The sequence below is a fragment of the Kocuria sp. GQ42 genome, assembly GCF_059758435.1.
In genome coordinates this window covers 98,910-118,227 of sequence record NZ_JCAXEN010000001.1, presented here as the reverse complement: position 1 = coordinate 118,227, position 19,318 = coordinate 98,910, and the positions used below count along the sequence as shown (strand labels likewise).

At 73.0% G+C, this 19,318-nt stretch carries 18 protein-coding genes; 2 read left to right on the top strand and 16 right to left on the bottom strand.

What is annotated here, in order from left to right; genetic code table 11:
* Positions 1–3: 3 nt before the first annotated feature.
* From AC6CH6_RS00535 to AC6CH6_RS00495, 9 genes are all read right to left on the bottom strand, one after another.
* On the bottom strand, positions 4–675 hold the full coding sequence (locus AC6CH6_RS00535; RefSeq protein ID WP_498253695.1) for a histidine phosphatase family protein: 672 nt from the start codon (positions 673–675) through the stop codon (positions 4–6).
* A gap of 48 nt (positions 676–723) precedes the next feature.
* Positions 724–984 (bottom strand): glutaredoxin family protein, encoded by a 261-nt coding sequence (locus AC6CH6_RS00530; protein ID WP_133409259.1) that lies wholly within the window; start codon positions 982–984, stop codon positions 724–726.
* Between the two features lie 106 nt (positions 985–1,090).
* Positions 1,091–1,189: a 30S ribosomal protein bS22 gene (locus AC6CH6_RS00525; RefSeq protein ID WP_005504750.1), complete on the bottom strand. Its 99-nt coding sequence runs from the start codon at positions 1,187–1,189 to the stop codon at positions 1,091–1,093.
* A 165-nt stretch (positions 1,190–1,354) separates the two neighbouring features.
* Positions 1,355–2,197 (bottom strand): FadR/GntR family transcriptional regulator, encoded by an 843-nt coding sequence (locus tag AC6CH6_RS00520; RefSeq protein WP_133409258.1) that lies wholly within the window; start codon positions 2,195–2,197, stop codon positions 1,355–1,357.
* 113 nt (positions 2,198–2,310) lie between these two features.
* Entirely contained in the window at positions 2,311–3,651 is a 1,341-nt protein-coding gene (gene gdhA / locus AC6CH6_RS00515) for an NADP-specific glutamate dehydrogenase (protein WP_017832485.1), read from the bottom strand.
* 35 nt (positions 3,652–3,686) lie between these two features.
* Positions 3,687–4,292 (bottom strand): ArsR/SmtB family transcription factor, encoded by a 606-nt coding sequence (locus AC6CH6_RS00510; protein WP_498253694.1) that lies wholly within the window; start codon positions 4,290–4,292, stop codon positions 3,687–3,689.
* 101 nt (positions 4,293–4,393) lie between these two features.
* Positions 4,394–5,605 carry an acetoin utilization protein AcuC gene (locus AC6CH6_RS00505; protein WP_206063985.1) on the bottom strand — a complete coding sequence of 404 codons (1,212 nt, stop codon included), beginning with the start codon at positions 5,603–5,605 and terminating at the stop codon, positions 4,394–4,396.
* Positions 5,606–5,684: 79 nt separating this feature from the next.
* A complete protein-coding gene (locus AC6CH6_RS00500) occupies positions 5,685–6,389 on the bottom strand; it encodes a potassium channel family protein (RefSeq protein ID WP_498253693.1) in 705 nt (234 codons plus the stop codon).
* A gap of 74 nt (positions 6,390–6,463) precedes the next feature.
* Positions 6,464–7,909: a TrkH family potassium uptake protein gene (locus tag AC6CH6_RS00495; RefSeq protein ID WP_498253692.1), complete on the bottom strand. Its 1,446-nt coding sequence runs from the start codon at positions 7,907–7,909 to the stop codon at positions 6,464–6,466.
* Between the two features lie 124 nt (positions 7,910–8,033).
* On the opposite strand from AC6CH6_RS00495, the gene AC6CH6_RS00490 reads away from it, so the two are divergent.
* Both AC6CH6_RS00490 and AC6CH6_RS00485 read left to right on the top strand, forming a co-directional pair.
* Positions 8,034–9,446 carry a TrkH family potassium uptake protein gene (locus AC6CH6_RS00490; protein ID WP_498253691.1) on the top strand — a complete coding sequence of 471 codons (1,413 nt, stop codon included), beginning with the start codon at positions 8,034–8,036 and terminating at the stop codon, positions 9,444–9,446.
* A complete protein-coding gene (locus AC6CH6_RS00485; RefSeq protein ID WP_368820541.1) occupies positions 9,439–10,107 on the top strand; it encodes a potassium channel family protein in 669 nt (222 codons plus the stop codon). The genes AC6CH6_RS00490 and AC6CH6_RS00485 overlap by 8 nt, the downstream gene beginning before the upstream one ends.
* A 31-nt stretch (positions 10,108–10,138) precedes the next feature.
* Here the strand turns inward: AC6CH6_RS00485 and proC are convergent, their stop codons facing one another.
* The 7 genes from proC to trhO form a co-directional block, all read right to left on the bottom strand.
* Positions 10,139–10,975 (bottom strand): pyrroline-5-carboxylate reductase, encoded by an 837-nt coding sequence (gene proC / locus AC6CH6_RS00480; protein ID WP_498253690.1) that lies wholly within the window; start codon positions 10,973–10,975, stop codon positions 10,139–10,141.
* Between the two features lie 147 nt (positions 10,976–11,122).
* Positions 11,123–11,998, bottom strand: coding sequence for a sugar phosphate isomerase/epimerase family protein (locus AC6CH6_RS00475; protein WP_498253689.1), 876 nt, complete (start codon positions 11,996–11,998; stop codon positions 11,123–11,125).
* Entirely contained in the window at positions 11,995–12,972 is a 978-nt protein-coding gene (locus AC6CH6_RS00470; RefSeq protein ID WP_498253688.1) for a Ppx/GppA phosphatase family protein, read from the bottom strand. The genes AC6CH6_RS00475 and AC6CH6_RS00470 overlap by 4 nt, the downstream gene beginning before the upstream one ends.
* 50 nt (positions 12,973–13,022) lie before the next feature.
* A complete protein-coding gene (gene topA, locus AC6CH6_RS00465; RefSeq protein WP_498253687.1) occupies positions 13,023–15,878 on the bottom strand; it encodes a type I DNA topoisomerase in 2,856 nt (951 codons plus the stop codon).
* A gap of 200 nt (positions 15,879–16,078) precedes the next feature.
* A complete protein-coding gene (locus tag AC6CH6_RS00460) occupies positions 16,079–16,516 on the bottom strand; it encodes a pyridoxamine 5'-phosphate oxidase family protein (RefSeq protein ID WP_133409250.1) in 438 nt (145 codons plus the stop codon).
* Positions 16,517–16,594: 78 nt separating this feature from the next.
* Positions 16,595–18,253: a DUF7059 domain-containing protein gene (locus AC6CH6_RS00455; protein WP_498253686.1), complete on the bottom strand. Its 1,659-nt coding sequence runs from the start codon at positions 18,251–18,253 to the stop codon at positions 16,595–16,597.
* Positions 18,250–19,266 (bottom strand): oxygen-dependent tRNA uridine(34) hydroxylase TrhO, encoded by a 1,017-nt coding sequence (gene trhO / locus AC6CH6_RS00450; RefSeq protein ID WP_498253685.1) that lies wholly within the window; start codon positions 19,264–19,266, stop codon positions 18,250–18,252. The genes AC6CH6_RS00455 and trhO overlap by 4 nt, the downstream gene beginning before the upstream one ends.
* Between the last annotated feature and the right edge of the window lie 52 nt (positions 19,267–19,318).

Sequence of the window (19,318 nt, the reverse complement as noted above, 5' to 3'; positions counted from 1 at the left end):
CCATTATGAACCGGGAAGCTGGTTGACCCCTGAGTAGAGGTCGGCGGCGGGCTCGCTGTAGACGACCCGGGGCGGGCGCCCGGAGTCGAGGTCGTCGAATACGAGGGAGGTGATGGAGGCGAGGTTGCACTGCCGCCGCCGGGGGTCGTGCGGCAGGGGGCGCCCCTCGGCGGAGAGCCGGGTGAGCCAGATCGGCAGCTGGTGGGACACGAGCACGGCCTCGGCGCCGTCCCCGCCGCGCTCCACGGCGGCGCGCCCGGCGTCCAGCACCGCCTCCGCCATGCGCGCGACCTGGTGCCGATAGGGCTCGCCCCAGGAGGGCCGCAGCGGGTTGCGCAGGTGCGGCCAGTGCCGGGGCCGCAGCAGCTCGGGGAGGTCCACGTGCAGGCCCTCGAAGTGGTTGTGCGCCTCGATGATCCGCTCGTCCGGGTGCACCGGCAGGTGCAGCTCCCGGGCCACGGGCGCGGCCGTCTCCCGGGCGCGCTGCAGCGGCGAGGAGACGAGGTGGACGATGCGCGAGCCGGTGTTCACGCGGCGGGCGAGCTCCGCGGCGGCGGCCTCCGCCATCCGCGCACCGAGCTCGGTGAGGCCGTAGCTGGGCAGCCTCCCGTAGACGATGCGGTCCGGGTTGAGGACCTGGCCGTGGCGCAGCAGGTGGACGGTCGAGGAGGGCATGCCCCCATGGTCCCAGACCGGGCGCACCGGCCCCAAAACGGGGGCGGCTCAGCCGGCCAGGCGCTCGCGCAGCAGCCGGGCGAGGCGGCGCTCGTCGATCTGCCAGAAGTCGCGCGGGACGCCGTCCACGAGGACCACGGGGATCTCCTCGGCGTGCCGGCGGGCCAGCTCGGGGTCGGTGTCGACGTCGACGTCCTCCCACTCCAGCCCCAGCGCGGAGGCGACCCGGTCCACGGACTCCCGGGCGGCCTCGCAGAGGTGGCACCCCGGGCGGGTGAGGAGGGTCACGGCGGGCGGCGGAGGAGTCATGGAGCCCATGCTACGGGCCCGCCGCGCGGTGCGGACGGGCCCGGGAACGCACCGGGGGCCGCCGTCCTGGATCGGACGGCGGCCCCCGGTGGCGCTCAGCGCAGGGTCACTTCTTGTTGCGGCGCTGGTGACGGGTCTTGCGGAGCAGCTTGCGGTGCTTCTTCTTGGACATCCGCTTGCGGCGCTTCTTGATCACTGAACCCATAGGATCCCTCGCATCTTCATGTCTCGGTGGTGTGCCCCCGGGGACTCCGCGCGACAGGCGGGAACCAGGGGTGCCGGCCTGCGGACGGTGACGGCCGGGCAAACGTTCACTGACACCCTACCGTCTTGTGGGGAGATTGCTGTACTCGGTCCGGCCGCGGCCGGCTCAGGCGCTGCGGGACACCGGCGCGGGCCCGTCCCCGGGCTCCTCCTCGAAGGCGTCCGCGAGCTCGTGCGCGCCGGTGTCCGGCTGCGCCGCGGCGCCGGGCGGGTTGAGCTCGGCGGGCGCGTCCGGAGCCGGACCGGGGGTGCGCTGCTCCTGGTCCGGGTCCACGCCGGCCTCGCGGTACTGGTACTCGATGTGCTCCGCCACCAGCCGGGACGCCAGCCGGCGGTCACCGGCCGCCACGGCGGAGTAGATGGCGTGGTGCTCCGCGCGCAGCCGGTCCGCGGTGGTGCTCCACAGGGGCACGTGGCCCACCAGGGCCATCGTGTACTCGTAGATCGAGTCCCGCAGGGAGGACATCAGGGCGGAGACCACCGAGTTGCCGGCGGTCTTGCACAGGGCGATGTGGAAGCTCACCTCGAGGTGGTGGAACTCCTTGAGCGACAGGTCGTCCCGGGCCATCTGCTCGAGCAGCGCCCGCAGCTCGGCCATCGCCGGGTGCTCCGGGTCCGAGCGCTCCAGGGCCCACGTCTCGAGCAGCACCCGGGTCTGCACGATGTCCCGCAGGGGGTAGTCCGAGGTGGCCATGTGCAGCTGCAGCGCGGGCCCCGCGGACGCGGCGGGCTCCCGCACCAGCATGGGCAGGATCGACTTGCGCGGCCCGTCGAACAGCCGCACGATGCCCTGGGCCTCCAGGATCTTGAGCGCCTCCCGCATGGTGTTGCGGGACACGCGGTGGATGGCCGCGAGGTCGCGGTCCGAGGGCAGTTGTTGGCCCAGCACGAGGTGGCCGTCGAACAGCTCGTTCTCCAGCCACTGCAGGACCTGCCGATGCGTTGCCATAGTCTCCAGGGTAGGACCACCGCGGCCCTCCGTGGGACGAACGCGGGTCCGGACGTGTCGGAAGTGCGGACGGGGAACCCCTGCCGGGCCCGGCGGACCGGACCCGGCACGGGTCAGATGAGGCCCTGCGCCATCATGGCGCCGGCGACCTTCATGAACCCGGCGATGTTCGCGCCGGCCACGTAGTTGCCGGGCATGCCGTAGTCCTCGGCGGTCTCGGCGCAGGTGTCGTGGATCGACTTCATGATCTGGCCGAGCCGCTCCTCCGTGTACTCGAAGGTCCACGAGTCGCGGGAGGCGTTCTGCTGCATCTCGAGCGCGGACGTGGCCACGCCCCCGGCGTTGGCCGCCTTGCCCGGGCCGAAGAGCACGTCCGCCTCCTGGAACAGGCGGGTGGCCTCGCCCGTGGTGGGCATGTTCGCGCCCTCCGCCACCGCGAGCACGCCGTGGCCGAGCAGCTTCTTGGCGTGGGAGCCGTCCAGCTCGTTCTGGGTGGCGCACGGCAGCGCCACCGTGCCGGGAACGTCCCAGACGGAGCCCTTGGCGATGAACCGGGCGCGTCCGCCGCGGCGCTCGGCGTACTCGGAGATCCGGCCGCGCTCCACCTCCTTGACCTCGCGGAGCAGGTCCAGCTCGATGCCGTCCGGGTCCACCACGTAGCCGCTGGAGTCCGAGGCGGTGACCACGGTGGCCCCGAGCTGCTGCGCCCGGTGGATCGCGAAGGTCGCCACGTTGCCCGAGCCGGAGACCAGCACGGTCTGACCGTCGAAGGACTGCCCGCGGGTCTGCAGCATCTCCTCGGCGAACATCACGGTGCCGAAGCCGGTGGCCTCGGTGCGCACCAGGGAACCGCCCCAGCTGAGGCCCTTGCCGGTGAGCACGCTGGACTCGTAGCGGTTGGTGATCCGCTTGTACTGGCCGAACAGGTAGCCGATCTCGCGTCCGCCCACCCCGATGTCACCGGCGGGGACGTCCGTGTACTCGCCGATGTGGCGGTAGAGCTCGGTCATGAAGGACTGGCAGAAGCGCATGATCTCGCCGTCGGAGCGCCCGCTCGGGTCGAAGTCCGACCCGCCCTTGCCCCCGCCGATCGGCATGCCCGTGAGGGCGTTCTTGAAGATCTGCTCGAAGCCCAGGAACTTCACGATGCCCAGGTACACGGAGGGGTGGAAGCGCAGCCCGCCCTTGTAGGGCCCGAGCGCGGAGTTGAACTCCACGCGGAAGCCGCGGTTGATGTGCACGCGGCCCTCGTCGTCGGTCCACGGCACGCGGAAGATGATCTGCCGCTCCGGCTCGCAGATCCGCTCGAGCACCGCGGCGTCGAGCAGCTCGGGGTGGCGTGCGACCACGGGGCCCAGGGAGTCGAAGACCTCGTCCACGGCCTGGTGGAACTCCACCTCTCCGGGGTTGCGGGCGAGTACGGCCTGGCGGATCGGGTACAGGTCCTCGTGCATGGTGCTCCTCGTTCGGATCGATTGGGCCCGGCCGGTCACCGCCGCGGATTCCTGGTGCGGCGGCGCAGGCCGGAGAGGCTGGACAGGATGTCCGCTGCACGAGCCCCCGCGCCCCTGCCCGGGCGCGCGGGGGTGCCGCCGACCGCCGGCGCCGGGCCGGTCTCGACCGCCGGCTCTGGGCTGGGGACGACGGCCGGCTCCGGAACGACCACCGCCGCGGCGTCCAGCACGTCCGTCCCGGGCGTCACCTCCGGAGCCGTCCCGGCCCCATCGGCCCCCGCGGTCACGACGACGTCAGGGCCGGCGACGCCGGCCCCGGCAGTGCCGCTGTCCGCGGCGTCCCCCGGGGCGCGCGTCGAGGCGGCCGGCTGGTGCGCCGCACCGCCCACGACCTCGTGGACCCATGCGGTGACCTCGGCCAGCGGCTCCGGCTGCACGGCGTAGAGACGTCGTTGCCCCTGTGCCTCCATGGACACCATACCGGCCTCGCGCAGGATCTTCAGATGCTTCGAGACGGTCGGCTGGGAGACCCCCAGCTCTGCCACGAGGTCGCCCACGGGTCGTTCGCCGTCCTTGAGCGCGGCGAGGATCCCCCGCCGGGTCTTGTCGGCGATCACCGCGAACACGTCGTTGTTGCCCATCCGATCACTGTAAACGGGTTGCCGCGCGGCTCCCGGCACCGGCACGTCCGTACCGCCCCCGTGGCTGCCCCCGCCGCTGCCGGAGCCCGCGGGCGGCGGGCTCAGTCGAACCACGGGTCCAGCCCCCACTGGGGGAAGACCTCCTTGCGGGTGGCCATGATGGTGCGGTCCGTCTCGTCGTTGGGGTCGAAGCCCACCTCCCAGGAGCGCCACCACAGGTCCACCTCGTCGCCCATGACCCGCGGCGCGTCGGCGCCGTAGCGTTCGCGCACGTAGTCGCGCCACGGCTGCGGCACCGCGGTGCCCACGTCGATCGGGTGGCCGGCGGCGACTCCCACCAGGTGCGTCCAGGAGCGGGGCACCACGTCGTAGCAGTTGTACCCGCCCCCGCCCGTGGCGATCCACCGGCCCTCGCACAGCTCGTGGGCCAGCCCTGCCAGGGCCACGGCGGTCTGCCGCTGCGCGTCGACGCTGACGCGCAGGTGGGTGAGCTCGTCGGCGAAGTGCGAGTCGCAGCCGTGCTGGCTCACGATCACCTCGGGCCGGAACTGGCGCAGCAGGGGCGGGACCACGGCGTCGAACGCGCGCAGCCACATGGAGTCGTCGGAGGCCGTGGGCATCGCCACGTTCACGGAGTGCCCCTCGGCCTCCCCGCGGCCGGTCTCGTTGGCGAAGCCCGTGCCCGGGAACAGCGTCAGGCCCGTCTCGTGCAGCGAGACGGTGAGCACGCGGGGGTCGTCGTAGAAGATCGACTGGGTGCCGTCGCCGTGGTGGCCGTCGACGTCCACGTAGGCCACGCGCCGGACACCCTGGTCCAGCAGGTGCTGGACCGCCACGGCGCAGTCGTTGTAGATGCAGAATCCGCTGGCCTTCTCCGCGTGGGCGTGGTGCATCCCGCCCCCGAAGTTCACGGCGTGCACCGCGTCCCCCGCGAGAACGGCCACGGCGCCCTGGTAGGTGCCGCCCACGAGCCGGGCGCTCGCCTCGTGCACCCCCGGGTACCCGGGGGTGTCCTCGGTGCCGAGACCGCACTCGGGGACCTCCACGGTGGGGTCGGCGCTGACGGCCCGGACCGAGTCCACGTAGTGCTGCGGGTGGACGAGGTTGAGCACCTCGTCCGGGGCCACCTCGGGCGCCTCCACCGTGACGTTGTCCCGGCGGTCCAGGCCGAACTCCTGGACCAGCCGGTAGGTGGCCTCGAGCCGGGACGGGTGCATGGGGTGGTGGTCCCCGAAGTTGTACTCGAGCAGGGCGGGGTCCCAGAACAGTCGCGTGGGGTACGGGGCGCCGGGCCCGGACGTAGCAGGGGTCACACCGCCATTAGACCACTCGGGGCCGGGGCCCGCCGTCGCGGGCGTGGCGCCGGCGCCCTTTGTGTCACCCCGGCGCGGCTCAGTCGAGGTCGCTGAAGGCCTCGACCGCACGGGTGGGTCCCGTCACCAGGATCTGGTCGTTCTCGTAGAGGACCGTGCCGGGCTCGGTGGCCTCCCACCCCTGGCCCAGGCGGCGGACCGCGACGATCGAGACCCCGTGGGTGCGCCGGATGCTGAGGGTGTCCAGCGGCCGCTGCTGGACGGCCTCCGGGGCCGGGCAGCGGATGAGGGCGAATCCCTCGTCGATCGTCACGAAGTCGAGGACCCGGCCCTGGATCAGGTGGGCGGAGCGCACGCCCATGTCGTGCTCGGGGCTGATGACGTGGTGGACCCCGAGCTGCTCGAGGATCTCGGCGTGGGGCGTGGTGATGGCCTTCGCCCAGATCTCGGGGTGGGCGAACTTCAGCAGCCGGGAGGCGACCAGGATGCTGGCCTGGACGTCGGAGCCGATGCCGACCACGACCTTGTCGAACTCGTCGACGCCGAGCTGGCGCAGCACCTGTTCCTGGGTGGCGTCGGCGCGCACCACGGTGGTCAGCTGCCCGTTGAGCTCCTGGACGACGTCCTCGTCGACGTCGATGCCCAGCACCTCGGCGCCGTTGCGCATCAGCTCGAGGGCCAGGGCGGCGCCGAAGCGGCCCAGGCCGATCACGGCCACCGTGCCCGGTGACCGGCGGCGGCCGGAGTGGTGGTGCGAGTCGGTGCCGGGGCGGGAGGGGAACATGTGGGGACCTCCTGGAGGTGTCGGGGTGGGCCGCGGGGCCCCGTGGGGTGGTGTGCCGGGCGGGCGCGGTGGACTCAGCCGATCAGCGGGCGTTCCTTGGGCAGTTCGTACAGGGCCTTCCGGGGACGGGCCGCCATGGCGGTGGCCACGGTGATGGGCCCCAGCCGGCCCAGGAACATCAGGGCGATGAGCACCCCCTGGGCCGCCGGCGAGAGATCCGCGGTGATGCCCGTGGACAGGCCCACGGTGGCGAACGCGGAGATCGTCTCGAACAGGATCCGGTCCAGGCCGATGTCCTCGTGCAGCAGCATCAGCACCATCGTGGCGGTGGTCACCGCGCCCAGTGCCAGGACGACCACCGTGATCGCCTGGCGCTGCACGGACCGGGACAGGCGCTTGCCGAGGACGTGCACGGCCGTTCCCCCGGTGATCTCGGTCCAGGCGATGAAGCCGAGGACGGCGACGGTGGTGACCTTCAGCCCGCCGGCCGTTCCGGCGGGGCCGCCGCCGATGAGCATCAGGAGGTCCAGCCCCAGCCAGGACACCGGGTGCATCGCCGAGATGTCGATGCTGTTGAACCCGGCCGTGCGGGCGATGGTGGACTGGAAGAACCCGGCCAGCAGCTTCTCGTCGGCCCGCATCGGCCCGAGGGTGGCGGGGTTGGACCACTCCACCGCGCACAGGAACACCGTGCCGGCGCCGAGCAGGACCGCGGTGGCGAACAGCACGATCCGGGTGTTCATGCTCCACCGCCGGGGCCGGCGCCACTCCCGGCGCAGCTGGTAGAGCACCGGGAACCCCAGCCCGCCCAGGACCACGGCGACGACGATCGGCAGGTTGGCCCAGGGGTCGGCGGCGAAGTCCATCATCGACAGGGTGTACAGGGCGAAGCCGGCGTTGTTGAACGCCGAGACCGCGTGGAACACGCCGTGCCACACCGCCTGCCCCGGTCCGTACCCGTAGCCGGCGAAGAAGCGCAGGGCGAGGGCCGCGGCCACGACCGTCTCGATCACCAGCGTGGTGGCGAGGATGCGCAGCAGCACCCGGCGCATGTCCCCGTAGCCGGGGTTCTTCGTCTCAGTCGAGCTCATGATCCGGGCCGTCAGGCCCAGCCGGCGGGCCAGGAGGATCCCCAGCACGGTGGCGAAGGACATCACCCCGAACCCGCCGATCTGGATCAGGGCCAGGATCACCGCCTGCCCGAACGGCGTCCAGTAGGTCGGCGTGTCCACCACGACCAGCCCGGTCACGCAGATCGCCGAGGTCGCGGTGAAGAACGCCTCCATGAACGACGCCCCGCCGGGGCCCGACCTCGCGATCGGGAGCATCAGCAGGACGGTGCCGACGGCCAGGGCGGTCGCGAACGCGCCGATGATCAGCTGCGCCGTGCGCGCCGCGGTCACCTCCCGCGGATCGGTGCTCCGCCGTTGTCCCGGCCGGCGGCCGTGGGGGGAGCGGATCCCGTGCCGTCGGGTCAGTCGACGGACCCGGGCGCGCAGCAGGGCCTCTTCCAGGGGCATGGGCGACAACCTACACCCGCGGCTGCCCGCCGCGGACGGGCTCGGGTGGAATACTGTCTCGGGTCGAGGCGAACGCCGCGGCCGCCGCCCCGCCCGGGCGGTCAGGACACCAGGAGGAGAGCCCGTGAGCCACCTGCAGCGCGCGCCCTGGGCCCGTCCGGAGGAGCGCGGCCGGTTCTGGCTGCTCACCTCGCTGCGCGACCTCGTGGACCGGATCGCGGCGGGCTCCCCCGCCCGTCTCGCCGTCATCTCCTTCGCCGCGGTCGTGTCCGTGTTCTCCTTCCTGCTGTGGCTGCCCGTGGCCTCGGCCCCCGGCGTCGTGACACCGGTCGAGGACGCCGTGTTCACGGCCACCTCCGCGGTCACCGTGACGGGCCTGACCACGGTGTCGACGGCGGCCAACTGGTCGTTCTTCGGCCAGTTCGTGATCCTGGTCGCGATGCAGATCGGCGGTCTGGGCACCCTCACCATGACCTCGATCCTGGCCCTGGCCATCGGTCGCAAGCTCGGCCTGAAGTCCCGGCTGATCACCCAGGAGGCCCTGAACATCGGGCGCCTGGGCGAGGTGGGCTCGCTCCTGCAGATCATCGTGCTGATGTCCGTGACGATCGAGGCGATCCTGGCCACGGTGCTGACGATCGGCTTCCTGGTGGTCGGGGAGCCGTTCCTTACCGCTCTCTGGCACGGGGTGTTCTACGCGGTCTCCGCGTTCAACAACGGGGGGTTCACCCCGCACTCGGACGGCCTCGTCCCGTACACGGACGCGGTGCTGATCCTCCTGCCGATCGCCCTGGGCGTCCTCCTGGGCTCCCTCGGCTTCCCCGTGGTCCTCGTGCTGCGGCAGACCGGGCTGCGCTTCTCGCGGTGGAACCTCAACACGAAGCTGGTGATCGTGACCACCACGATCCTGCTGTTCGTGGGGTGGGCCCTGTTCCTGGCCTTCGAGTGGACCAATCCGGACACCCTGCGGGACCGGCCCGTGCACGAGAAGATCTTCGAGGGCTTCTTCCACTCCGTCATGGTCCGCTCCGGGGGCTTCAACCTCGTGGACATGAACAGCCTGGAGCCGGTGACCCTGCTGATGACCGACGCGCTGATGTTCGCGGGCGGCGGCCCGGCCTCCGTGGCCGGCGGCATCAAGGTCACCACCCTCGCCGTGGTCTTCCTGGCGATCCTGGCCGAGGCCCGGGGCGACCGGTCCGTGATCGCGTTCTACCGGACCATCCCCGAGGACGCCCTCCGCATCGCGATCTCGGTGATCATGATGGGGGCGACCGTCGTCCTGGTGGGCTGCGGGATCCTCGTCGAGATCTCCCAGGAGCCGCTGGACCGGGTCCTGTTCGAGGTGATCTCCGCGTACGCGACGTGCGGTCTCAGCGTGGGGCTCTCCGGCGAGCTGCCCCCCGCCGGCAAGTACGTCCTGGTCCTGATCATGCTCATCGGGCGCATCGGCACGACCACCGTGGCCGCCGCCCTGGCGCTGCGCTCACGCCGGCGCCTCTACCGGTACCCCGAGGAAAGGCCCATCATTGGCTGACCGTTCGTCCCACAGCGTCCCCGTCCTGGTGATCGGCCTCGGCCGCTTCGGCACCGCCACCGCGCTCCAGCTCGCCCGCCAGGGCCGGGAGGTCCTGGGCGTGGAGCGGGACGCCCAGCTGGTCCAGAAGCTCTCCGGGCAGCTCACCCACGTGGTCGAGGCCGAGGCCACGGACATCGACGCCCTGCGCCAGCTGGGGGCGGCCGAGTTCGACTCCGCCGTGGTGGGCGTCGGCACGTCCATCGAGTCGAGCGTGCTCATCACGGCGAACCTCGTGGACCTCGGCGTGAGCCGGATCTGGGCGAAGGCCATCACGCCCTCGCACGGCAAGATCCTCTCCCGCATCGGGGCGCACCACGTGATCTTCCCCGAGGCGGACGCCGGGCGGCGCACCGCGCACCTGGTCTCGGGCCGGCTGCTGGACTACATCGAGTTCGACGACGACTTCGCGATCGTCAAGATGTATCCTCCGCGGGAGGTGCAGGGCTTCACGCTGGGCGACTCCCACGTCCGCTCCAAGTACGGCGTGACCGTGGTGGGCGTGAAGTCCCCGGGCGAGGACTTCACGTACGCCCGCCCCGACACCAAGGTCACCTCCCGCGACCTGCTGATCGTCTCGGGGCACGTGGACCTGCTCGAGCGCTTCGCGGCCCGCCCCTGACCCGGGACCCGGGGACCTCCCGGTCCGCGGCTCAGTCGCCGCTGAACTCGCGCGTGAGCTCCGCGGAGCGATCCGCCGAGGCGCGGGCCGCGGAGGCGACGAGAGCCTCGAAGCCGTTGTCCTGGAAGGTCGTGATGGCCCGGTCCGTGGTGCCCTTGGGGCTCGTGACGGCCTTGCGCAGGGCCGCGGGGTCGGCCTCCGCCGGGCGGAGCAGCTCCCCGGCGCCGGAGACGGTCTCCTTCGCGAGGACCCGCGCGACGTCCGCCGGCAGCCCCATCCGCTCCCCCGCCTGCTGCATGGCCTCGGCCAGCAGGAACACGTAGGCGGGCCCGGAGCCCGAGACGCCGGTCACGGCGTCCACCTGCTCCTCGGGGACCTCGACCACGGTGCCCACGGCCTCGAGCACCCGGCGCACGGCCTCCGTCTGCTCGGGGCCGGTGGCGGCCCCCGGGGTCACCGAGACCACCCCGCGGCCCACGCTGGAGGGCGTGTTCGGCATCGTGCGCACGACCGGCTGACCGGCGGGGAGGGCGCGCTCGAGGGCGCCGACGGAGATCCCCGCCGCCACCGACGCCACGACCGTGCCGGGGCGCAGGGCGGGGGCGATCTCGCGGGCGAGGTCGAGGATGCCGACGGGCTTGACGCCGAGCAGCACGACGTCCGCCTCACGGGCGGCCCGCCGGTTGGCATCGGGATCGTCACCGGTGACGTAGGGCCGCACGCCCGTCTCGTCCTCGAGCCGGCGGGCGCTCTCCGCGGAGCGGACGGTGGCCCGGACCTGCTCGACGGGCACGCCGGAGGCCAGCACCCCCCGCAGGATGGATCCGTTCATGGAGCCGCAGCCCAGGAAGGCGAGCACAGGGGTCATGGTCGGTGAGGTCCTCTCATCGGTGGAATCGGAACGGTGGGAACGGGACGGTGGGATCGGAACGGCGCCGGTGGGACGGCGGGGTGCATCGGTCGGTGTGGTTCGGACGGACCGCGACGAGGCGGGCGGACCGGGTGCGCCCGGGCCTCAGCCCTGACTGCCGTCCGCGCCCTCCGTGCCGTCGGGGCCGCCGGCGCTCGGGGCGCCGTCGGAGCGGCTCGTGTGCCGGCGGGCGAACTCGAGGGACTCCGCGAGCCACTGGGTGCGCTCGTCGGCGTTCTTCGAGCGGCGGGTCGAGACCTCGACCCCGATGATGCCCTGCCACCGGGTGGAGGCGAGGAACTCGAGGGACTCGGCCACCGGCTGCACCCCGTGGCCGGGCAGCAGGTGCTCGTCCGCCGTGGTCTCCCCGGACCCGTCGGTCAGGTGGACGTGGCCCAGCCGGGGGCCCAGCTCCCGGATGGCGGCCAGGGAGTCCATCCGGGCGGTGGCGGCGTGCGAGAAGTCCCACGTCACCCAGTCGTAGTCCAGGCCCAGCGGGCTGTAGTGCGGGGCGTAGACCACGGTGTCGCGGCCGCGGACCCGCCAGGGGTACATGTTCTCCACGGAGATCTTCACGCCGGTGGCCTGGGAGACCACCCGCACCCCCTCCACGAAGTTCGCGGCGTACCGGCGCTGCCACCGGAAGGGCGGGTGGACCACGACGACCTCCGCGCCCACCTGCTCGGTGAGCGCGGCCGCCATCTGGATCTTGGTCCACGACTTGCCCCACACCTGCTGGGTCAGCAGCAGGGTCGGGGCGTGGATGGTCGAGATGGGGAGCTGGTGGCGCTGCACGAGGTCCTGCAGCTGGTGGGTGAGCTGGCTCATCCGCTCGTGCGTGACGAGCACCTCCACGCTGTCGTAGCCCAGCTCCACGGCCGCCTCGAAGGTCTCCGGCACCCCGAGCGGATAGAGGGAGCTGGTGGACAGCGCCACGTGCGGACGGTACGGCTCCGCGGCGGCGCCCTGCTGCTCGCTCATGCCGCACCCACCAGGTGCCGGGGGTCCACGGTGCGGACGTCGGAGTGGCTGCTCAGCTGGTCCAGGCGGCGCAGGATCAGCCCTTCGCGGAGCGCCCACGGGCAGATCCGGATCGACTCGACGCCGTAGGCGTCCATCGCCGACTCCGCCACCACGGCCCCGGCGAGGATCTGCCGGGCCCGCGCGGCGGAGACGCCGGGCAGCTCGGCGCGCTCCGCCGGGGACATGGCCTCCATCCGGCGGGTCCACAGCCGCAGGTCCTCGAGGTGGAGGGTGCGGGGCACGTACGGGCCCATCTCGTACGGCGCCGCCCCGCAGATCCGGGCCAGGGAGCGGAACGTCTTGGAGGTGCCGGCCACGCAGGTGGGCTCCCCGGCCGCGCGGACCCGGTCGACCGCGGGCCGGAGCTCCTGGCGCACGTGCTTGCGCAGAGCCTTCATCTCCTTCGGGGTCGCGACGTCCCCGGCGACGAAGGTGCGGGTGAGCCGCCCCGCGCCGAGCGGCACCGAGGTCGCCACGGTGGGCAGCGCGTTGTCCCCCAGGGCCATCTCGAAGGACCCGCCGCCGATGTCGAGGTCGAGAACGGTCCCCGCGCCCCAGCCGAACCAGCGGCGCACCGCGAAGAACGTCACGGCCGCCTCCTGGTCCCCGGCCAGCTCCGTGAGGGTCACGCCGGAGCGGGACTGCACGTGGTCCAGCACCTGCGCCCCGTTGCCGGCCTCGCGGATCGCGGAGGTCGCGAAGGCCAGGAAGTCCTCGGCCCGGTTGTCCACGGCGAAGTCCCGGGCCTCGACCACGAACGCGGTGAGGGCGTCCCGGCCGGCGTCGGAGATGTTGCCGTCGGCGTCGAGGTACTGCACCAGCCGCAGGGCGAGCTTGTGGGACGCGTACGGCTCGGGCCGGGAGCCCGGGTAGACGTCCAGCAGGAGGAGATGGACGGTGTTCGACCCCACGTCGAGGACTCCGAGACGCATGCCGTGGTGCTCCTTCGAGTTCCGTGTCCGTCCCGCGCGTGCGGAGCGGATCAGCCCTTGGACCCGGCGCGGGCGGGCTTGGCCGCCGCGGGCTTCTTGGCCGTGCTCTTCTTCGCCGTGCCGCTCCTGGCGGTCGTCCCCTTGGCGGTCGTTCCCTTGGCCGTGGACCGGGCCGTCTTCTTGGGGGCGGGGCCCTGGGCGCGCTTCTCGGCGAGCAGCTGGCTGGCGCGCGCCGGCGTGATCTGCTCCACGGTCTCGCCGCGCGGGACCGTCACGTTGGTCTCGCCGTCGGTGATGTAGGGGCCGAAGCGCCCGTCCTTGATGACCATGGGCCGTTCCGTGATCTGGTCGGTGCCGAGGTCCGCGAGCGGAGGCTTGGCGGCGCCGCGGCCGCGCTGCTTGGGCTGGGCGTAGATCGCCAGGGCCTCGTCGAGGGTGACCGTGAACAGCTGCTCCTCGGACTGCAGGGAGCGCGAGTCGCCGCCCTTCTTCAGGTAGGGGCCGAAGCGGCCGTTCTGCACCGTGATCTCGTTGCCCTCGGCGTCCGTACCCAGCGTGCGCGGCAGGGAGAGGATCTTGAGCGCGTCCTCGAGGGTGACGTCCTGCAGGGTCATCGTGGAGAGCAGGGAGCCCGTGCGGGGCTTCTCCTTGACCGGCTTCTTCGGGGGCTTGGGCTTGCCGTTCTTGTAGTACTCGACGGGCTGGGCCGCGAGCTCCTCGGCGGTGGGCTCGGGGATCACCTCGGTGACGTAGGGCCCGTAGCGGCCGTCCTTGGCCACGATGGCGCGCCCGGTCACGGGGTCGCGGCCGAGCTCCCGGCCGTCGGCCTTGCCCGTCTCGATGAGCTCGCGCGCCTTGTCGGGGGTGAGCTCGTCGGGGGCGAGGTCCTCCGGCACGTTGGCCCGGATCGGGTCGGTGATCTCCCCGGTCTCCGGGTCGACGGCGCCGGCCACCTCCAGGTAGGGGCCGAACTTGCCGACCCGCAGGGTGATGTCCTCGGTCACGGGGATGGAGTTCACCGCGCGGGCGTCGATCTCGCCGAGGTCGTCGACGATGGGCTTGAGCCCGTTCTCGTGGCCCTGGGAGCCGAAGTAGAAGTCCTGCAGCCAGTCGGTGCTGTCCTCCTCGCCGCGGGCGATCCGGTCGAGGCCCTCCTCCATCGCCGCGGTGAAGTCGTAGTCCACGTAGTCGGAGAAGTGCTCCTCGAGCAGGCGCACCACGGAGAACGCGATCCACGAGGGGATGAGCGCGGAGCCCCGCACGCGGACGTAGCCGCGGTCCATGATCGTGGAGATGGTGGCCGCGTAGGTCGAGGGCCGGCCGATGCCGAGCTCGTCGAGGACCTTGACGAGGGACGCCTCGGTGTAGCGCGGCGGCGGCGAGGTGCGGTGCCCGTCCGCCTCGACGTCGGTCGCGTCCAGGCGGTCGCCCTCGGCCATCCGCGGGAGCCGCTTGTCGCCGTCCTTGCCGTCCTTGGCGCCGTCCTTGTCCGTGGCGGGGTCCTCGTCCCGGCCCTCCTCGTAGGCGGCCAGGAAGCCGCGGAACGTGATGACGGTGCCGGACGCGGAGAACTCGGCGTCCCGCCCGGCGGAGGACGTCGCCCCGAGCCGCACGGTCGCCGTCGACCCCTTGGCGTCGGCCATCTGGGAGGCCACGGTGCGCTTCCAGATCAGCTCGTAGAGCCGGAACGCGTCCGCGGAGAGCTCGCCGCGGACCTGGTTCGGGGTCCGGAAGGAGTCCCCGGCCGGGCGCACGGCCTCGTGCGCCTCCTGCGCGTTCTTCGACTTGGAGCTGTAGAGCCGCGGGGAGCCGGGCACGAAGTCGGCGCCGTAGAGCTCCGTGGCCTGGCGCCGGGCGGCCGTGACCGCCTGGTCGGACAGCGCCACGGAGTCGGTGCGCATGTAGGTGATGTAGCCGTTCTCGTACAGCTTCTGCGCCACCTGCATGGTGGTGCGGGAGGTGAAGCGCAGCTTGCGCGCCGCCTCCTGCTGCAGCGTGGAGGTGGTGAACGGGGCGGCCGGGCGGCGGGTGTAGGGCTTGGTCTCCAGCGACCGGACCGTGAACGCCGCGTCCTCGAGACCGGCGGCCAGTTCGCGGGCGGCCTGCTCGTCCAGGTGCGCGAGCTTGTCCGCGGCGCCCTTGAGCACGCCGTCGTCGCCGAAGTCGCGGCCGCCCGCCACCCGCTTGCCGTCCACGGAGGAGAGCCGGGCGCTGAAGGCGGTGCCGGCGTCCTCGCCGTCGGTGCGTGCGAACGTCCCGCTGAGGTCCCAGTAGTCGGCGGGCACGAACGCCATGCGCTTGCGCTCCCGCTCCACGACCAGACGGGTGGCCACGGACTGCACGCGCCCGGCGGACAGGCCCGAGGCGATCTTGCGCCACAGCACCGGGGAGATCTCGTAGCCGTAGAGCCGGTCGAGGATGCGCCGGGTCTCCTGCGCGTCGACCAGGTCCTGGTCGAGCTCGCGCAGCTCCCCGAAGGCCCGCTCGATGGCCTCGCGAGTGATCTCGGAGAAGGTCAGCCGGTAGACGGGGATCTTGGGCTTGAGCACCTCCAGGAGGTGCCACGCGATGGCCTCCCCCTCGCGGTCGCCGTCGGTGGCGAGGTAGAGGGCGTCCGCGTCCTTGAGCTTGCGCCGGAGCTCGGTGACCTTCTTCTTCTTGTCCGGGTTCACCACGTAGTACGGCTCGAAGCCGTGCTCCACGTCCACCGCGAACTTGCCGTAGGGACCCTTCTTGAGCTCCGCCGGCAGCTCCGAGGGCTGCGGGAGGTCGCGGATGTGCCCCATCGAGGACTCGACCTCGTAGGCGTCGCCGAGGTACCCGGCGATGGTCTTGACCTTGGAGGGGGACTCCACGATGAGCAGGCTCTTGCCCGTTCCCGGGCTCTGGGTGGCCTTCGTTGGCACGGTACTCCTTGCTGCGGTCCGCGGTGCCGCGGGCCGCGGCGCTGCTGGACGTCGGGTCGAACGGGCGGGCGTCGGCCCGCCGTTGCGCTCCACCATAACGCGTCACCGCCGTCAACCCCCGCGCGGCGGGGACCCGGAGGACATCGGCGTCCCCGGGCGGGCCGCCCGGCCCGGGCGTCCCCGGGCGGCCCGGGCCGGTCTCAGGAGGGGTAGCGCTCGGGCTCGTCGCCGATCGTGAACTCGCGGCCCGTGGCGTGCTCCACGTCGATGACCACGAAGTTGTACTTCAGCGTGGGCGCCCACGGCTTGAGCGGCAGCTCCTCCGCGGCGTCGATCTCGGCGCGCGTCTCGAGCCGGCGGGCCCGGCCGTGGACCACCACGGAGCGCACGACGTGCTCCTCCGAGACCTCGTCGATCTCGAACGCCACCTGGTCGTTGACGATGAGGCTCGAGAGCTTGGAGCCCTGGGCCGTGCGGAAGTACAGCTTGCGCTGGTGGACCACGTAGTTCACCGGGAAGATGTCCACGAGACCGGCGGCCTCGACGGCCAGCCGGCCGAAGGGGTGCTGCTCGAGGAGCTGCCAGACGGTGTCCTTGTCGAGGGTCTTGATGGGGTTCAGGTTGTCTCCGATGCTCATGCTCCCATCCTCCCACCCCCACCGTCGCGGCGCCGCCTGCTCATCCGCCCACAACGGTTCATCCGCCCACAACGGTGCTCAGGCGGCGGGCGGCACCGGCTCGTGCGGCACGAGGAAGCCGTCGAGCACGAGGTGCCGGACCTCCTCGGTCAGCCGCTGCCGCTCCTCGCCCGCCCAGTCCAGCAGGGCGGCGAGCGCCCCGAGGATCTGCCGGGCGCTCAGCTCGCCGTCGCAGGCCCCGGCGAAGCCCGCGGCCTCGCTCGAGAGCACCACGGTCCGGCGCAGCCCGGCCCCCTGCCGGAGCAGGATGACGCCGGGGTGCTCCGCGCCGGGGCGCTGGTGGCGCTCCTCGGTGACGTCCTCGGCGGCCACGAGGTGGGCGTCCAGCCAGTCCTGGGAGTGCGCCGCGAGCCAGTCGGCCCGTTCCCACGTGGCGGCGAGCGCGGGGGCGAGCGGCTGCTGGACCGGGTGGGGGACGTGCTCGAAGCGGCGGAGCGCACCCCCGGGCCGGGTCCGGGACGGGCGGCGGAGGCGGATCATCCCGAAGCCCACGGCCTCGACGCCGCGGGCGGCGAAGTCGTCGAGATAGGCGCGGTAGGCGCGTTCGTAGTGCTCGAGGTCTCGGGACTCCGCCGCGTCCCGCAGCCACGTCTCGGCGTACTCCTCCGGGCCGGCCAGCTCCCGCTGGAGGAACCACGCGTCGACTCCCTCGGGCACCCACTGCTCGGGCCGCTGCGCCCAGCGCTCGGCGGCCGGCCGCGCGTCCCCGGGCGGCGGGGCGAGGACCTCCCAGTTGCCGAGCAGGTGGGCGGTGGCCCCGGGGGCCATGACCCCGGGCAGCTCCCGCACCAGGTCGGCCACGATCCGGTCCCCCGGCAGACCGCCGTCCCGGTAGGTGTAGCGGTCGAGAGGGGTCTCCCCGGCGGGGCGCGGGGTGATGACGAACGGCGGGTTGGACACCACGAGGTCGAACCGCTCACCGCGCACGGGCTCCAGGAGGGAGCCCGCCCGCAGGCTCACGCGGTCCTCGAGCCGGTCGGGGTCGATCCCGAGCGCCTGCGCGTTGAGCAGCAGGTTGAACCGGGTGAAGCCCAGGGCCCGGTCCGAGACGTCGGTGGCGGTCACGTGCCCCGCGTGCGCGAGCAGGTGGAACGTCTGGATGCCGCACCCGGTCCCCAGGTCCAGCGCCCGGTCCACCCGGCGGCGGTCGGTCGTCTGGGCCAGCGTCAGGGAGGCCTGGCCGATCCCCAGCACGTGGTCGCGGCGCAGCACGCCGGGGCGCTGGGACTCGCCCAGGTCGCTCGCCACGTACAGCTCCGTCCCGTCGTCGGAGGCGTGGGGGCGCAGGTCCACGGTGGAGCGCAGCCCGCCCTCCGTCTCCTCGGCGAGGCCCAGGCCCACGAGCTGCTCCGGGCGCACCGGGGCGGGCGCGAGCGTCTCCGCGGGGACGGTGCGGCCGAGCAGGAAGAGCGAGACGACCCCGGCGAGGCCCCGGTCCGGGTGCCCGGGCGTGCGGAGGGCCGGGTCGAGGACCCGCAGGGCGGGCACCGCCTGGTCCCGTGCGAGCGCGTCCATGGCGGCCTCCCCCAGCAGCTCCGCCACGCGGTCGTGGGTGAAGCCCGTCCGGCGGAGGGCGTCGTGCAGCTCGGCCGGCGCCCGCGGGTCGTCGGAGGCGGGGGTCCCCGGGACGCGGGAGAAGGCCGGCGCCGCGGAGGGGCCGGGGGCGGCGGGGCTCATGCGGCGCCCGTCGGCACGGGCACGGGTGCCGTGGCGGTGCGGGAGGCGGCCGGGGCCGCGTCGCCGGGCACGGGTGCGGGGGCGGACGCGACGGCGACCGGGGCGCCGTCGCCGGCCCCCGGTGCCGTGGCGGTGCCGCACCCGGCCGGGCAGGTGAGCCGCGGCCGCTCCTCGAGGCAGGCCGGGCACGCGAGCACGAGGGCGCGGCAGGAGCCGTCCGCGCAGTTGACGAAGCGGTTCGCGGGGCCGGCGCACCGGTCGCAGCGCCCGATCGTGACCGCGGCCGGGGTGAACCGCACGTGCATGCGCCGGTCGAAGACGTACAGGGACCCCTCCCACAGCCCCCGGTCCCCGCGCTCGCGGCCGTACTCGGCGATGCCGCCGTCGAGCTGGTAGACCTCCTGGAAGCCGCGGTTGCGCATCAGCGCGGAGAGCACCTCGCAGCGGATCCCGCCGGTGCAGTAGGTGACCACGGGCCGGGTCTTGAGGTGGTCGTACTTCCCGGAGTCCAGCTCGGCCACGAAGTCGCGGGTGTGCGCCACGTCCGGGACCACGGCCCCGCGGAAGCGCCCGATCCGGGCCTCGTGGGCGTTGCGCCCGTCGAAGAACACGACGTCCTCGCCGCGGCGGGCCACGAGCTCGTCCACGGCGTCGGGCGCCAGGCGGATGCCGCCGCCGACCACGCCGTGCTCGTCGACCTCGAGCTCGCCGGGCGCGCCGAAGGACACGAGCTCGTCCCGGACCTTGACCGACAGCCGCGGGAAGTCCTCGGCCGAGCCGTCCGACCACTTGAACACCGTGTCCCGGAGACCGGGGTGGGAGCGGGTGGTCCGGGCGTACTGCTTGAGCGCCCCGACCTCACCGCCCACGGTGGCGTTGATCCCGTGCGGGGAGACGATGATCCGCCCGCGCAGGCCCAGCCCCTCGCACAGGGCGCGCTGCCAGAGCATCACGGCCGTGGGGTCGGGGAGCGGGGTGAAGACGTAGTGCAGAACGATCCGGTGCTGTGCCACGGGTCCAGGCTACAAGCGCGGCGGGGCGCCCGGCGCCGCGCGGTCCGGGCGC